This is a genomic window from Micromonospora sp. DSM 43699 (genome assembly GCF_055517075.1).
In genome coordinates this window covers 1-13,913 of the sequence record NZ_JBTMMT010000071.1, presented here as the reverse complement: position 1 = coordinate 13,913, position 13,913 = coordinate 1, and the positions used below count along the sequence as shown (strand labels likewise).

Sequence of the window (13,913 nt, the reverse complement as noted above, 5' to 3'; positions counted from 1 at the left end):
CGGCACCCGCGACTACGCTTCGGGGCGTGACCGGCCTGCTCGGCCCGGCGGAGATCCGGGAACTCGCCGCGCGCCTCGACGTCAACCCGACCAAGAAGCTCGGCCAGAACTTCGTGCACGACCCGAACACCGTCCGCCGGATCGTCACCGCCGCCGGGCTCACCCCCGACGACGTGGCACTGGAGGTCGGCCCCGGCCTCGGCTCGCTCACCCTGGCCCTGCTGCCGGCCGCCGCCCACCTGCACGCGGTGGAGATCGACCCGGTGCTGGCCGGCGCGCTGCCGCGGACCGCCGCCGCGCACGCCGGCCCGGACGCCGCCGCCCGGCTCACCGTGCACCGGGCCGACGCGCTGCGGATCACCGCGGCCGAACTGGCCGACCCGCCGCCCACCGCGCTGGTGGCGAACCTGCCCTACAACGTCGCCGTCCCGGTGGTGCTGCACCTGCTCGCCGAGCTGCCCAGCCTGCGGCACGGCCTGGTGATGGTGCAGAAGGAGGTCGCCGACCGGTTGGTCGCCGGCCCCGGCTCCAAGGTGTACGGCATCCCGTCGGTCAAGCTCGCCTGGTACGCCCGGTCCCGGGCCGCCGGCCGGGTGCCACCGAACGTGTTCTGGCCGGTGCCGAACGTCGACTCCGGCCTGGTCGCCTTCACCCGCCGCGAACCACCCCGCGACGACGTACCCCGGCGGGCCGTCTTCGCCGTGGTCGACGCGGCGTTCGCCCAGCGGCGCAAGACGTTGCGGGCCGCGCTGGCCGGCTGGGCGGGTGGCCCGGACCGGGCCGCCGCGGCGCTCACCGCCGCCGGGGTGGATCCCGGTGCACGGGGGGAGTCACTCACCGTGGAGCAGTTCGCCGCGATCGCCGCGTCGGCCCCGACGGCGACGCCCGACGCACAGTAGGCTGACGCCGTGCCCGCCGAGGGGTGCGCCGCAGCCGCGCGTACGACCTGGTTGCCGGCCGGCACGTCGCCGGCCGCCGACTCCGCCGAGGAGCTGATCGTGGAGATGCCGTCCGACACCCGCACCTGCCCGCGGGGCGTCACCCGGTGACCGAGGCCTGGCGACCGGAGGACGACGACCACCATCGGCGGGGCAGCAGCGGGCCGGTCCGGGTCCGGGTCCCCGCGAAGGTCAACCTGCACCTCGGGGTGGGACCGCTGCGCAGGGACGGCTACCACGAGCTGAACACCGTCTACCACGCGATCTCGATCTACGACGAGCTGACCGCCCGACGCGGCGACACGCTCACCCTGACCATGGAGGGCGAGGGCACCGGCGAGCTGGCCCTGGACGACTCCAACCTGGCCATCCGGGCTGCCCACGCCCTCGCCGGCTACGCCGGTGTGCCGCCGCACGCCCGGCTGCACCTGCGCAAGCAGATCCCGCTCGCCGGTGGGCTGGCCGGCGGCAGCGCCGACGCCGCCGCCGCGCTCGTCGCCTGCGACGCCCTGTGGGGCACCGGCCTGTCCCGCGACGAGTTGGCCGGGATCGCCGCCGACCTCGGTTCCGACGTGCCGTTCCTGATCCACGGGGGCACCGCGCTGGGCACCGGCCGGGGCGAGGCGGTCAGCCCGGTGCTGGCCCGCCCCACCTCCTGGCACTGGGTGGTGGCCGTCGCCGACGGCGGGCTGTCCACCCCCGCGGCCTACCGGGAGCTGGACCGGCTGCGCGACGCCGGCACCGCGGGTACGCCGCTGGGCAGCACCGACGGCCTGCTCGGCGCGCTGCGCCAACGCGACCCCCGGGTGCTGGCCGGCTGCCTCGGCAACGACCTCCAGGACGCCGCGCTGTCGATGCGTCCGGCCCTGGCCGACACCCTGAAGGCGGGAGAGGCCGCGGGGGCGCTCGCCGGTATCGTCTCCGGCTCCGGCCCGACCTGCGTATTCCTGGCCCGGGACGCCGCCGACGCGGAGCGGATCGGGGCCGAGGTGACGGCCGCCGGGGTCTGCCGGGAGACCCGGGTGGCCCACGGCCCGGTCGTCGGCGCCCGGATCGGCTGACCCGCGCCCCCCACCGGCGCCCTCGGGCCTCCGCGTACCCTTGCCCCAGGCGTCCCGAGGTGCCCGCCGGCACCGGGACGCCTTGATCATGGGAGGTGAGGTCGTGGCCAACATCGTCAACCTGGACCGGGTGTCCAAGGGGTACGGCGCCGCCGGGCCGCTGCTCACCGACGTCTCGCTCGGCCTCGACGACGCCGACCGGATCGGTGTGGTCGGCCTCAACGGCGCCGGCAAGTCCACCCTGCTGCGGATGCTCACCAAGCAGGAGGACCCCGACGACGGCCGGGTCACCCACCGCCGCGACCTGCGGGTGCTCTGGCTGCCGCAGGCCCTCACCCTGACCCCCGAGGCCACCGTCAGGGACGTGGTGCTCGGCACCGCCTGGCTCGGTGAGAGCATGGGCGCCGAACACGAGTGGGCCGGCGACGCCGGGGTGCGGGCCATCCTCGACGGCCTCGGCATGCCCCACCTCGGCCTCGACCAGCCGGTCGGCCCGATGTCCGGTGGCGAGCGCCGCCGGGTGGCGCTGGCCGCCCTGCTGGTTCGCGAGTCGGACCTGCTCATCCTCGACGAGCCCACCAACCATCTCGACGTCGGTGGCGTCGACTGGCTGGCGAAACACCTGGTCGGCCGCCGGGGTGCGCTCGTCGTGGTCACCCACGACCGGTGGTTCCTCGACGCGGTCTGCACCGCCACCTGGGAGGTCGCCGACCGGGCCGTCCGGGCCTACGAGGGCGGCTTCGCCGCCTGGATCCTGGCCCGCGCCGAGCGGGAACGGGTCGCCGCCGCCACCGAGGCCCGCCGGCAGAACCTGCTCCGCAAGGAGATCGCCTGGCTGCGGCGCGGCCCACCCGCCCGGACCTCCAAGCCGAAGTTCCGGATCGACGCGGCCAACGCGCTCATCGACGACGTGCCGCCGCCGCGCGACACCATGTCGTTGCAGCGGATGGCGACCGCCCGGCTCGGCAAGCAGGTGTACGACCTGGAGCACGTCCGGCTGCACGCCGGGCCGAAGGAGATCCTGCACGACACCACCTGGCAGGTCGGCCCCGGCGACCGGATCGCCATCCTCGGCCGCAACGGCGCCGGCAAGACCACCCTGCTGCGGCTGCTGGCCGGGATCACCCGCGCCGACGGCGGCCGGTTCCACACCGGGTCCACCGTCAAGCCGGCGTTCCTCTCCCAGGAACTCGCCGAACTCCCCGGCCACCTGCGCGTCCTGGAGGCCGTCGAGGAGGTCGCCCGCCGGGTGCAGCTCGGCGACCGGGAGATCTCCGCCGCCCAGCTCGCCGAGGTGTTCGGCTTCGACGACCGGCGGCTCTGGACCCCGGTCAGCGACCTCTCCGGTGGGGAACGTCGCCGGCTCCAGATGCTCCGGCTGCTCGCCGGGGAACCCAACGTGCTCCTCTTCGACGAGCCCACCAACGACCTGGACACCGACACCCTCGCCGCGTTGGAGGACCTGCTCGACTCCTGGCCCGGCACGATCATCGTGGCCAGTCACGACCGGTACCTGATCGAACGGGTCACCGACACCGCGTACGGGATGTTCGGCGACGGGCGGCTGGTGCACCTGCCCGGCGGGGTCGACGAGTACCTGACCCGCGCCGCCGGACCCGGCCCGGCCCGGACCGCGACCGGCCCCGCCGCCGCACCGGTCGCCCCGGCCGGTGGCGGGATGTCCGCCGCCGACGCCCGGCAGGCCCGCAAGGAGCTGACCCGGCTGGAACGGCAGATCGGCAAGCTCGACCAGAAGGAGGCCACCCTCCTCGGCCAGCTCGCCGCGCACGCCACCGACTACGCCAAGGTCGCCGAGCTCGACACGCAGCTCAAGGAGGTACGCGCCGAACGGGAGCGGACCGAGGAGACCTGGCTGACCCTGGCCGACGACATCCCGCCGTTGTAGACCCGGACCGCCCCCGTGTGCGGCGTCACACCCCGGGGTGCGGGACAATCGTCGGCGACCCTCACCCGAACGGCGTTGGAGACACAGTCATGGCCCATACCCCCGTCAACCACCCCGCGCGGCCGGTCTACCGGGCGATCGGCGGGCTCATCGGTCTCTACTTCGTGGTCTTCGGCGTGCTCGGCGTCATCGCCAGCGCCGGTAACGACTTCTTCGCCCAGGACGACACCAAGGTCCTCGGTCAGGGCACGAACCTCGGGTTCTCCGTGCTGTCCGCCCTGCTGGGGGTGGTCATCCTGGTCGGCACGGTGATCGGCCGCAACCTCGACGTGGCGATCAACCAGTGGCTGTCCTACCTCCTGATGGTGATCAGCCTGGCCGGTCTGGCCTTCATCCAGACCGACGCCAACGTGGTCAACTTCAGCATCCTCACGGTGATCGTGCTGATGACCCTCAGCCTCGTCCTGCTGATGGTCGGCATGTACGGCAAGGTCGGCACCGACGACGAGCAGGAAGCCTGGCAGAAGGCCCGCCTGGTGCTCTGACGCCGCTCCGACGCGGGCCGGGTGCGGTGGTGACCTGGCGTTTCGCCGACGCCGGACGGCATGACGGGAGACAATCGTCCCGGCATGTCGTCCGCGGAGGAGGGGCCATGGCGCACTTTCCGGTCAACCACCCGGCCCGCCCGCTGTACCGGGTCTTCGCCGGGCTCGTCGGGCTCTACATCCTGGTCTTCGGCGCACTCGGCGTCGTGCAGACCTGGGGCGAACCACTGTTCGACAGGGGCAGCCACTGGGCCCTGGGCCTGCGTACCAACCTGGCGTTCTCGTTGGTCTCGGTGGCCTTCGGGGTCGTCCTGATCGTCGGGGCGTCCCGGCGCGGCAACCTCGGTCACGTCATGAACCTCACCGCCGGGGTGGTCTTCATGGTCACCGGCATCGCCATGATGAGCGTGCTCCAGACCCGCGCCAACGTCCTCAACTTCTCGATGTCGACGGTGATCGTCTCGCTGCTGTTCGGGCTGCTGCTGCTCGCCACCGGCCTGTACGACAAGATCGGCACCGACGAGCACGCCGAACAGGAACGGGCCGGCCGGCTCCATCCGGCCCGCGAGGCCGGCGCCCGCTGACCCCGGGCGCCCGCTGCCCGCCGGTCCGGCCCGCCGCTCAACCGCGTTTGCGTACGGTGACCAACCCCGGCCTGGCCTCCAGGTGGGACAGTCCGTTCCAGGCCAGGTTCACCAGGTGCGCCGCCACCGTCTCCTTGCGCGGCTTGCGGACCTCCAGCCACCAGCGGCCGGTCAACGCCACCATCCCCACCAGCGCCTGCGAGTACAGCTCGGCCAGCTTCGGGTCGTAGCCCCGGCTGGAGAACTCGGCGCCCAGGATGTGTTCCACCTGGTGTCCCACGTCGTTCATCACGCTGCTGAAGTTGCCGGTCGCCGACATCAGCGGCGACTCCCGCACCAGCACCCGGAACCCGCTGGTCTCCTCCTCGATGTAGCCCAACAGCGCCAGCGCCGCCTGCTCCAGCAGCTCCCGGGGATGACCGGCGGTCAACGCCGTGCTGAGCCTGTCCAGCAGGGCCCGCACCTCGCGGTCGACGACCACCGCGTACAGGCCCTCCTTGCCGCCGAAGTGTTCGTATACCACCGGCTTGGAGACCCGGGCCCGCGCCGCCACCTCCTCGATCGAGGTCGCGTCGAAGCCCTTCTCGGCGAAGACCTGCCGACCGATCGCGATCAGTTGCTCGCGCCGCTGGGCGGCCGACATCCGTACCCGGGACGTCGGTTTCGCACCTGTCGTCGGTGCCGCCCGTCGTCGCGCACCGGTGTTCTCCCCGCCCGGGGCCTGCGCCATCTCGTCACCTCGCCGGCGCTCGGTGACGCCCTGTCGTGGAATGCTCCGGTCGTGCCCGCCTGTCTCGGTCACCCGGTCATCCTGCCAGGTGACCCGTCCGGGCACCGCCGGGTTCCGCGTGGCCGGACGGCTCGACTGTCATACGCCTGTTCTAATCTGCCGCTCATGACCGATCCGACGGCTGCCGAGGTGCGCCGGCTGCGCGCCGAGGAGGGGCTCTCCGTCCGGCAGATCCAGGCCCGCACCGGTCTCGGCCGCAACCGGGTGTACGCGCTGCTGCGCGGCGTACCGCCGCCGGCGTGGACCCGGCGGCCGACCGCGAAGGACGGGCTGCGTGCGGCGGCGGTGGCGCTGCGCGGCGAGGGTTGTTCGGTCGACGACATCGCGGCCCGGGTGGAGGTGGCGAAGTCGACCGCCTACCTCTGGGTGCGCCACCTGCCCCTCGATCCCGACGAGGAGGCCGCCCGGGAACGTCGACGGGCGCACTCGAAGGTGATGACGGACGCCCGGTGGGTGGCCCATCGACAGGCACGGGACGCAGCGCGGACAGCGGTCGTGTCGGACGCCTCGGCCTGGGTCGGGTCGATGCAGCACCGTGAGCTGATCCTGGTCGGCGCGGCGCTCTACTGGGCGGAGGGGGAGAAGGCCAAGCCCTGGCGGCCCCACGAGTGTCGGGTCAGGTTCATCAACAGCGATCCCGGGCTGGTCGACGTCTTCATCCGCTTCGTCGAGGTGATGGGTGCACCACGGGAGACCCTGCGCTTTCGGGTGAGCATCCACGAGACCGCCGACTCCGAGGCGGCAGTCCGGTGGTGGGCCGAGCGGGTGGCGGTCCCGATCGAGGCATTCCGCCCCACGTCGCTCAAGCGTCATCGGCCGACTACGGTTCGGCGCAACACCGGTGAGGACTATCGAGGTTGTCTGATCGTCGAAGTACCCAGGTCGCGTCAGCTGTACTGGCGGATCGAAGGGATCATGAGGGGAATGAGCGATGGCGAGGACGACGCGGGGCGCTAAGGTGTAGGGGACCGGCGAAGCCAGTTGGGTTTTGCCCGTTTTAGACCGTCCCGGGTCGTCTAATGGCAGGACGTCAGGTTTTGGTCCTGATTGTAGGGGTTCGAATCCTCTCCCGGGAGCTTCTGCTGATCCGCCCTTGAAGTCTGGTTAGCATGGCGGCGAGACTGTCGCCTTCCCTGACGGGAGCCCACCCGTGTCCCAGCCCCACCGCCGTACCGTCGTCGTGCTCGCCGCCGGGGAGGGTAAGCGGATGAAGTCGGCGCTGCCCAAGGTGCTGCACCCGCTGCTCGGCCGTACGCTGCTCGGTCACGTGCTGGCCGCGGCCGGGCCGCTGCGCGCGGACCGCACCGTGGTGGTGGTAGGGCACGGGGCCGAGCAGGTGCGCGCCCAGTTGACCGAGGTCGCCCCGGACGCCACCGCGGTCCTGCAGGCCGAGCAGCTCGGCACCGGGCACGCCGTGCGGATCGCGCTGGACGCCGTACCGGAGGCCACCGGCACCGTCGTGGTGATCAACGGGGACGTGCCGCTGCTGCGGGCCGGGACGGTGGAGGCACTGGTCGCGGCGCACGAGGGTGAGGGGGCGGCGGCCACCGTGCTCGCCGCCGAGGTGCCCGACCCGACCGGCCTGGGGCGGATCGTCCGGGACGTCGCCGGCCGGCTGGAGCAGATCGTCGAGGAGCGCGACGCGACCCCGGCCCAGCGGGCGCTGCGGGAGATCAACGCCGGCATCTACGCCTTCGACCTGGCCCGGCTGCGGGCCGCGCTGGGCAAGCTCTCCACCGACAACGACCAGGGCGAGGAGTACCTCACCGACGTCTTCGGGCTGCTCTTCTCGGCCGGTGAGCCGGTCGGCGTGCACGTGGCCGCCGACCACGTCGAGACGCTGGGCTGCAACGACCGGGTGGAGCTGGCCGGGCTGCGCCAGTTGCTGCGGGACCGGGTGAACGAGGCGTGGATGCGGTCCGGGGTGACGATCCTGGACCCGGCGACCACCTGGATCGACGTCACCGTCACCGTCGAGCGGGACGCGGTGCTCGACCAGAACACCCAGCTGCGGGGGGCCACGACGGTGGGTGCCGGGGCGGTGGTCGGGCCGGACGTGACGCTGATCGACACGGTGGTGGGTCCGACGGCGACCGTGCTGCGCAGCCACGCGGTGGGCGCCGAGGTGGGCCCGGGGGCGAGCGTGGGCCCGTACGCCTACCTGCGGCCGGCGGCGCGGCTGGCCGGGAAGGCGAAGGTGGGCACCTTCGTCGAGGTGAAGAACTCCGACGTCGGGCCGGGCGCGAAGGTGCCGCACCTGTCGTACGTGGGGGACGCGACGATCGGGGCGAAGGCGAACATCGGCGCGGCGACGATCTTCGTGAACTACGACGGGGTGAACAAGCACCGCACGGTGGTCGGTGACGGTGCGTTCGTCGGCTGCGACACCAACCTGATCGCGCCGGTCGAGGTGGGCGCGGGGGCGTACGTGGCGGCGGGCAGCGCGCTCAGCCAGGACGTGCCGCCGGGGGCGTTGGGGGTGACCCGCGCACCGCAGCGCAACATCGAGGGCTGGGTGCTGCGTAACCGGCCGGGCACGGTCTCCGCGCGGGCCGCCGAGCAGGCCCGGGCGGCTGCCGAGGGCGCGTCGGACGCTTCGTCGCCGGCAAGCGAAGGTGAGGCAATGCACGGGGGCGCCGAGACGGTGTGAGGGTCGCCGGGGTCCGGGCATACTGCAACCGACTAGCCCCGGCCCACCGCCGCCGGGCACCACCGACCAACGGGAGCAGACGAGCCCATGGGCAGCATCGTGGCCGAAAACCGCAAGAGCCTGATGCTCTTCTCCGGACGTGGCTTTCCGGAGTTGGCCAACCAGATCGGTGAGGTGCTCGGCGTGGCGCCGACCCCTTCCGACGCGTACGAGTTCGCCAACGGTGAGATCTTCGTACGGTTCCGGGACTCGGTACGTGGTTCGGACGCCTTCGTGGTGCAGTCCGTCACGCACGGGGTCAACACCTGGGTCATGGAGACCCTGATCATGATCGACGCGTTGAAGCGGGGCTCGGCGAAGCGGATCACCGTGGTGCTGCCGTTCTACCCGTACTCCCGGCAGGACAAGAAGCACCGCGGCCGGGAGCCGATCTCGGCCCGGCTGGTGGCCGACCTGCTCAAGACGGCCGGGGCGAACCGGATTCTCACAGTCGACCTGCACACCGCGCAGATCCAGGGCTTCTTCGACGGCCCGGTGGACCACCTGTTCGCGATGGACATCCTCGCCGAGTACGTGGAGCGCAAGTTCGCCGGCCGCCCGATGACGGTGGTGGCGCCGGACTCGGGCCGGGTGCGGGTGGCCGAGCGGTGGACCGACCGGCTCGGTGGTTGCCCGTTGGCGTTCATCCACAAGACCCGGGATCCGTTGAAGCCGAACCAGGTGGTGGCGAACCGGGTGGTCGGTGAGGTCGAGGGTCGGGTCTGCCTGATCGTCGACGACATGATCGACACGGGTGGGACGATCAGCAAGGCGGCGGACATCCTCAAGGAGTCCGGTGCGGCGGAGATCGTGGTGGCCTCCACCCACGCCCTGCTGTCGGACCCGGCGACCGAGCGGCTGAAGAACAGCCCGATCACCGAGGTGGTGGTGACCAACACGCTGCCGCTGCCGCCGGAGAAGCAGCTGGACAAGCTCACCGTGCTGTCGATCGCGCCGCTGCTGGCGCGGGCGATCCGGGAGGTCTTCGACGACGGTTCGGTGACCACCCTCTTCGGCGGACTCAGCTGACCCGCGGACCGGGGGACTGCCGCAAGGCGCGGAAAGACCTCGGGTAGACTGGTGCGGTTGCCACGGCGAGGGTGCCCGGCGGGTCGCTGACAGAGCGCCGCACGGAGGCACCGTCATCGACGCGGTGCTCCGGGCAGTCGTTCATGACGCATGAGCCCCAAGCGAGCCCCTCGCCCCAGCACCGCCAGACGACAAGCCGCCGTAGCGTTAGCATCAGGAGTTTTCCCGTGTCCGAGGTAAAGATCAGCGCCGAGCCCCGTACGGAGTTCGGCAAGGGTGGTGCCCGTCGTACCCGCCGAGCCGGCAAGGTGCCCGCTGTGCTGTACGGCCACGGCGAGAAGCCCAAGCACATCGCGCTGCCGGCGCGGGAGTTCGCCGCCGCCATCCGCAAGGGCGGCGCCAACCAGCTCTTCGCGATCGAGGTCAGTGACGGCACCCAGGTGCTGGCGCTGCCGAAGGCGATCCAGCGTGACCCGATCCGGGACAGCTTCGAGCACGTGGACCTGCTGCTGGTCCGCCGGGGCGAGAAGGTCACCGTCGAGGTCCCGGTCCAGCTGACCGGTGAGGCCGCGCGGGACACCCTGATCGTGCACGACCACGACACCCTCTCGGTGACCGCCGACGCCACCAAGGTGCCGGACCACCTGGAGGCCTCGATCGAGGGCCTGGAGGCCGGTAGCCAGGTCACCGCCGCCGACGTCGAGCTGCCCTCGGGTGTCGAGCTGGCCGCCGACGCGGACCAGACGGTCGCCTCGGTGACCGCCGCTCCGACCGCCGAGCAGCTCGAGGCGACCCTGCCGGAGATCGAGACCCCGGAGACGGAGGCCGAGGGTGCGGAGGCCGCCGAGGGTGGCGAGGCTCCGACCGCCGAGGGTGCCGAGAACACCGAGGCGAAGACCGAGGCCTGATCGGTCGCATCGTTTCACGGCAGGCGCTCCCGTCGCGGGGGCGCCTGTCGGCGTATCGGGGCACCGACGGTGAGGGGAGATGCGAGGAAGTGACGGACGAGACGGGACCGTGGCTGGTGGTCGGGCTGGGCAACCCGGGTCGGGAGTACGCCGGGAACCGGCACAACGTCGGTTTCATGGTCGCCGAGTTGCTCGCCGTACGGCTGGGCGGGCGGTTCGGCCGGTACAAGCGGGTGGTGGCGGACGTCGCCGAGGGGCGGATCGGCTTCGGTGGGCCGAAGTTGGTGCTGCTCAAGCCGCAGACGTACATGAACCTGTCAGGCGGGCCGGTGGCCGCGCTGGCGCAGTTCCACAAGATCCCGGCCGACCGGGTGATCGCGGTCCACGACGAGTTGGACATCCCGTACGGGCAGCTTCGGGTGAAGCTGGGCGGTGGCGAGGGCGGGCACAACGGTCTGCGGTCGATGTCCAAGTCGTTGGGGACGAAGGAGTACGTCCGGGTGCGGTTCGGCATCGGTCGGCCGCCGGGGCGGCAGGATCCGGCGGACTACGTGCTGTCCGACTTCGGCACGGCGGAGCGCAAGGAGCTGGAGTTCCTGGTGGACCGGGCCGCCGACATGGTGGAGTCGGTGGTCACCAAGGGTGTCGAGCCGACCCAGAACGCGTATCACGGGGCCTGAGGCACGGGGGCGTACTCGGAGCGGGCCGGGGTGCCGGTAGTCTGCGCCTTCTGACGTGGCCCGACTCCGCGCGTGGGCCGTGGTGAGGCGACGGGAGCGAGTTCGTGGGCAGTCCTCCGATGATCGACGGCGCGTTCGCCCGATGGCTGGCGGACCGGGCCGGGCAGGCCCTGGTGGAGCTTCGCGCCGAGCTGGGGTTCGCCGACGCCGGGGCGTTGAAGTCGGCCGGGGACAAGGTCTCGCACGACCTGATCCGCAGCGAGTTGGCGAAGTGGCGGCCGGGTGACGCCGTCCTCTCCGAGGAGGACGAGGGGTCGCGGTCGGTGGACACCGCCGGCGGGGTCTCCCGACGGACCGCCGACCGGGTGTGGATCATCGACCCGCTGGACGGCACCCGGGAGTTCTCCGAGGAGGGGCGCTCCGACTGGGCGGTGCACGTGGCGCTCTGGGCCCGCAACGCGCCGTCGCCGCACGGGTTGGTGGCGGGCGCGGTGGGTCTGCCGGCGCAGCACCGGGTGCTGGGTACGGACTATCCGCCGGCGTACCCGCCGATGACTGTGGAGGCGGCCACCTCGGGCGACCGTACGCTGCGGTTGGCGGCGAGTCGGAGCCGGCCGCCGGCCTTCCTCACCGACCTGGCCGAGGACGTGGGGGCCCAACTGGTGCCGATGGGTTCGGCCGGGGCGAAGATCGCGGCGGTGGTGACCGGTGACGTGGACGCGTACATCCACGCGGGCGGCCAGTACGAGTGGGACTCGGCGGCCCCGATCGCTGTGGCGACGGCCACCGGGCTGCACGCTTCCCGAATCGACGGTTCTGCGCTGAGATACAACGAGGCGGATCCGCGCCTGCCGGACCTGCTGGTCTGCCGCAAGGATCTCGCCAGCCGGTTGCTTGCAGCGCTGCAGAGGCATTCCGGGTAACCTGAGCGCTGTTTTTGATTTGTCCGACCGGAAAGGTCTGGAATCCATGAACGGATCCGCGCCGATCGAGCCCGTGGCATGACCGCCCCCGGCCGCTTCTACCAGGTCTCCCACCTCGACGAGTTGGAGGCGGAGAGCATCTTCGTGATGCGTGAGGTGGTCGCCGAGATGGAGCGGCCGGTCCTGCTCTTCTCCGGTGGCAAGGACTCGATCGTGATGTTGCGGTTGGCGCAGAAGGCGTTCGCGCCGGCCAACGTGCCGTTCCCGGTGATGCACGTGGACACCGGGCACAACTTCCCCGAGGTGCTCGCCTACCGCGACCAACGGGTCACCGAGCTGGGCCTGCACCTGATCGTGGCGAGCGTGCCCGACGCCCTGGCGGCCGGGACGGTCCGCGAGTCGGCCGACGGGATGCGCAACCGGATCCAGACGCCTGTGTTGTTGGACGCGGTGGAGAAGCACCGGTTCGACGCGTTGTTCGGTGGGGCGCGGCGGGACGAGGAGAAGGCGCGGGCGAAGGAGCGGGTGTTCTCGTTCCGGGACGAGTTCGGGCAGTGGGATCCGAAGAACCAGCGGCCGGAGTTGTGGTCGTTGTACAACGGGCGGCGTCATCCGGGTGAGTCGATCCGGGTGTTCCCGTTGTCGAACTGGACCGAGTTGGACATTTGGCACTACATCGCGCGGGAGCGGGTGCCGTTGCCGTCGATCTACTACGCGCACGACCGCGAGGTGGTGGAGCGTGACGGCATGTTCTACGCGGTGAACGAGTTCTTCTCGCCCCGCGCGGGTGAGGAGCCGTTCACCGCCCGGGTGCGGTACCGCACGGTGGGAGACGCCTCCTGTACGGCGGCGGTGCGGTCGGACGCGGACACGGTGGAGCGGGTGATCGAGGAGGTGGCCGCGACGCGGATCACCGAGCGGGGCGCGACCCGGGGTGACGACCGGGTCAGCGAGGCCGCCATGGAGGACCGTAAGCGGGAGGGGTACTTCTGATGAGCACCGAGACGGTGTCGCCCGAGGTCGAGGCCCGGCCGATGGACCTGCTCCGGTTCGCCACGGCCGGGAGTGTCGACGACGGCAAGTCGACGTTGATCGGCCGGTTGCTCTACGACACGAAGTCGTTGTTCACCGACCAGTTGGCCGCGGTGGAGGCGGTCAGCGCGGCGCGGGGTGACGAGTACACCAACCTGGCGTTGCTCACCGACGGTCTGCGGGCCGAGCGGGAGCAGGGCATCACCATCGACGTGGCGTACCGGTACTTCGCCACCCCCCGGCGGAAGTTCATCATCGCCGACACCCCCGGGCACACCCAGTACACCAGGAACATGGTCACCGGGGCGTCGACGGCGGATCTGGCGTTGATCCTGGTGGACGCGCGCAAGGGGCTGGTGGAGCAGTCGCGGCGGCACGCGTTCCTGTGTTCGCTGCTGCGGGTGCCGCACCTGGTGCTGTGCGTCAACAAGATGGACCTGGTGGACTTCTCCCAGGAGGTGTTCGAGCGGATCGCCGACGAGTTCACCGCCTTCGCGGCGAAACTCGACGCGCCGGACCTGACGGTGGTGCCGATCTCGGCGCTCCGCGGGGACAACATCGCCACCCGGTCGGAGAACATGCCCTGGTACGAGGGGCCGTCGCTGCTGCACCACCTGGAGCACGTGCACATCGCCTCGGACCGGAACCTGGTCGACGTGCGGTTCCCGGTGCAGTACGTGATCCGGCCGCAGTCGACCACAGTGACCGACTACCGGGGCTACGCCGGTCAGGTCGCCTCCGGGGTGCTCAAGCCCGGCGACGAGGTGATGGTGCTGCCGTCCGGCTTCACCAGCCGGATCAGCGCGGTCGAGACCGCCGACGGGCCGG

15 protein-coding genes and 1 tRNA gene are annotated in these 13,913 nt (G+C 71.6%); 15 read left to right on the top strand and 1 reads right to left on the bottom strand.

Annotated features, from left to right (window positions below; all coding sequences use genetic code 11):
* Positions 1–26: 26 nt before the first annotated feature.
* From rsmA to AC0AIB_RS26065, 6 genes are all read left to right on the top strand, one after another.
* Positions 27–899, top strand: coding sequence for a 16S rRNA (adenine(1518)-N(6)/adenine(1519)-N(6))-dimethyltransferase RsmA (gene rsmA / locus AC0AIB_RS26090; protein WP_328340314.1), 873 nt, complete (start codon positions 27–29; stop codon positions 897–899).
* A 9-nt stretch (positions 900–908) separates the two neighbouring features.
* A complete protein-coding gene (locus AC0AIB_RS26085) occupies positions 909–1,049 on the top strand; it encodes a hypothetical protein (protein WP_328340312.1) in 141 nt (46 codons plus the stop codon).
* Positions 1,046–1,999: a 4-(cytidine 5'-diphospho)-2-C-methyl-D-erythritol kinase gene (locus tag AC0AIB_RS26080; protein ID WP_328340310.1), complete on the top strand. Its 954-nt coding sequence runs from the start codon at positions 1,046–1,048 to the stop codon at positions 1,997–1,999. Before AC0AIB_RS26085 ends, AC0AIB_RS26080 begins: the two co-directional genes overlap by 4 nt.
* A 103-nt stretch (positions 2,000–2,102) precedes the next feature.
* The gene (locus tag AC0AIB_RS26075) at positions 2,103–3,905 is read left to right on the top strand and encodes an ABC-F family ATP-binding cassette domain-containing protein (protein WP_328340308.1); all 1,803 of its coding nucleotides are present in this window, start codon (positions 2,103–2,105) and stop codon (positions 3,903–3,905) included.
* Between the two features lie 89 nt (positions 3,906–3,994).
* Complete coding sequence (locus tag AC0AIB_RS26070) at positions 3,995–4,450, top strand: DUF4383 domain-containing protein (protein WP_328340306.1); 456 nt, start codon at positions 3,995–3,997, stop codon at positions 4,448–4,450.
* A gap of 107 nt (positions 4,451–4,557) precedes the next feature.
* Positions 4,558–5,034, top strand: a complete 477-nt coding sequence (locus tag AC0AIB_RS26065) for a DUF4383 domain-containing protein (RefSeq protein WP_328340305.1) — start codon at positions 4,558–4,560, stop codon at positions 5,032–5,034.
* Between the two features lie 37 nt (positions 5,035–5,071).
* On the opposite strand, the gene AC0AIB_RS26060 is transcribed toward AC0AIB_RS26065, so the two are convergent.
* Positions 5,072–5,764 carry a TetR/AcrR family transcriptional regulator gene (locus AC0AIB_RS26060; protein ID WP_328348936.1) on the bottom strand — a complete coding sequence of 231 codons (693 nt, stop codon included), beginning with the start codon at positions 5,762–5,764 and terminating at the stop codon, positions 5,072–5,074.
* Between the two features lie 165 nt (positions 5,765–5,929).
* On the opposite strand from AC0AIB_RS26060, the gene AC0AIB_RS26055 reads away from it, so the two are divergent.
* The 9 genes from AC0AIB_RS26055 to AC0AIB_RS26015 form a co-directional block, all read left to right on the top strand.
* Positions 5,930–6,781, top strand: a complete 852-nt coding sequence (locus tag AC0AIB_RS26055; protein WP_328340304.1) for a helix-turn-helix domain-containing protein — start codon at positions 5,930–5,932, stop codon at positions 6,779–6,781.
* 48 nt (positions 6,782–6,829) lie between these two features.
* A tRNA-Gln gene (locus AC0AIB_RS26050) sits at positions 6,830–6,900 on the top strand.
* 74 nt (positions 6,901–6,974) lie between these two features.
* Positions 6,975–8,474 (top strand): bifunctional UDP-N-acetylglucosamine diphosphorylase/glucosamine-1-phosphate N-acetyltransferase GlmU, encoded by a 1,500-nt coding sequence (glmU, locus tag AC0AIB_RS26045; protein WP_328340303.1) that lies wholly within the window; start codon positions 6,975–6,977, stop codon positions 8,472–8,474.
* Between the two features lie 87 nt (positions 8,475–8,561).
* Positions 8,562–9,542 (top strand): ribose-phosphate diphosphokinase, encoded by a 981-nt coding sequence (locus AC0AIB_RS26040; protein ID WP_328340301.1) that lies wholly within the window; start codon positions 8,562–8,564, stop codon positions 9,540–9,542.
* A gap of 227 nt (positions 9,543–9,769) precedes the next feature.
* A complete protein-coding gene (locus AC0AIB_RS26035) occupies positions 9,770–10,450 on the top strand; it encodes a 50S ribosomal protein L25/general stress protein Ctc (protein ID WP_328340299.1) in 681 nt (226 codons plus the stop codon).
* 89 nt (positions 10,451–10,539) lie between these two features.
* A complete protein-coding gene (gene pth, locus AC0AIB_RS26030) occupies positions 10,540–11,130 on the top strand; it encodes an aminoacyl-tRNA hydrolase (protein ID WP_328340298.1) in 591 nt (196 codons plus the stop codon).
* Between the two features lie 119 nt (positions 11,131–11,249).
* Positions 11,250–12,053 carry a 3'(2'),5'-bisphosphate nucleotidase CysQ gene (locus AC0AIB_RS26025; RefSeq protein WP_328348935.1) on the top strand — a complete coding sequence of 268 codons (804 nt, stop codon included), beginning with the start codon at positions 11,250–11,252 and terminating at the stop codon, positions 12,051–12,053.
* Positions 12,054–12,131: 78 nt separating this feature from the next.
* Complete coding sequence (gene cysD, locus AC0AIB_RS26020) at positions 12,132–13,046, top strand: sulfate adenylyltransferase subunit CysD (RefSeq protein WP_328340296.1); 915 nt, start codon at positions 12,132–12,134, stop codon at positions 13,044–13,046.
* Positions 13,046–13,913: sulfate adenylyltransferase subunit 1 (locus AC0AIB_RS26015; protein WP_465097681.1), on the top strand; the 868-nt coding region annotated here is incomplete at its 3' end. The genes cysD and AC0AIB_RS26015, both read left to right, overlap by 1 nt.

Bases quoted from the DNA above. Each gene is read 5' to 3' on its own strand.
- AC0AIB_RS26070 (WP_328340306.1), top strand. From the start codon at position 3,995: ATGGCCCATACCCCCGTCAACCACCCCGCGCGGCCGGTCTACCGGGCG.
- AC0AIB_RS26065 (WP_328340305.1), top strand. From the start codon at position 4,558: ATGGCGCACTTTCCGGTCAACCACCCGGCCCGCCCGCTGTACCGGGTC.
- AC0AIB_RS26060 (WP_328348936.1), bottom strand. From the start codon at position 5,764: ATGGCGCAGGCCCCGGGCGGGGAGAACACCGGTGCGCGACGACGGGCG.
- AC0AIB_RS26055 (WP_328340304.1), top strand. From the start codon at position 5,930: ATGACCGATCCGACGGCTGCCGAGGTGCGCCGGCTGCGCGCCGAGGAG.
- AC0AIB_RS26040 (WP_328340301.1), top strand. From the start codon at position 8,562: ATGGGCAGCATCGTGGCCGAAAACCGCAAGAGCCTGATGCTCTTCTCC.
- AC0AIB_RS26025 (WP_328348935.1), top strand. From the start codon at position 11,250: ATGATCGACGGCGCGTTCGCCCGATGGCTGGCGGACCGGGCCGGGCAG.
- cysD (WP_328340296.1), top strand. From the start codon at position 12,132: ATGACCGCCCCCGGCCGCTTCTACCAGGTCTCCCACCTCGACGAGTTG.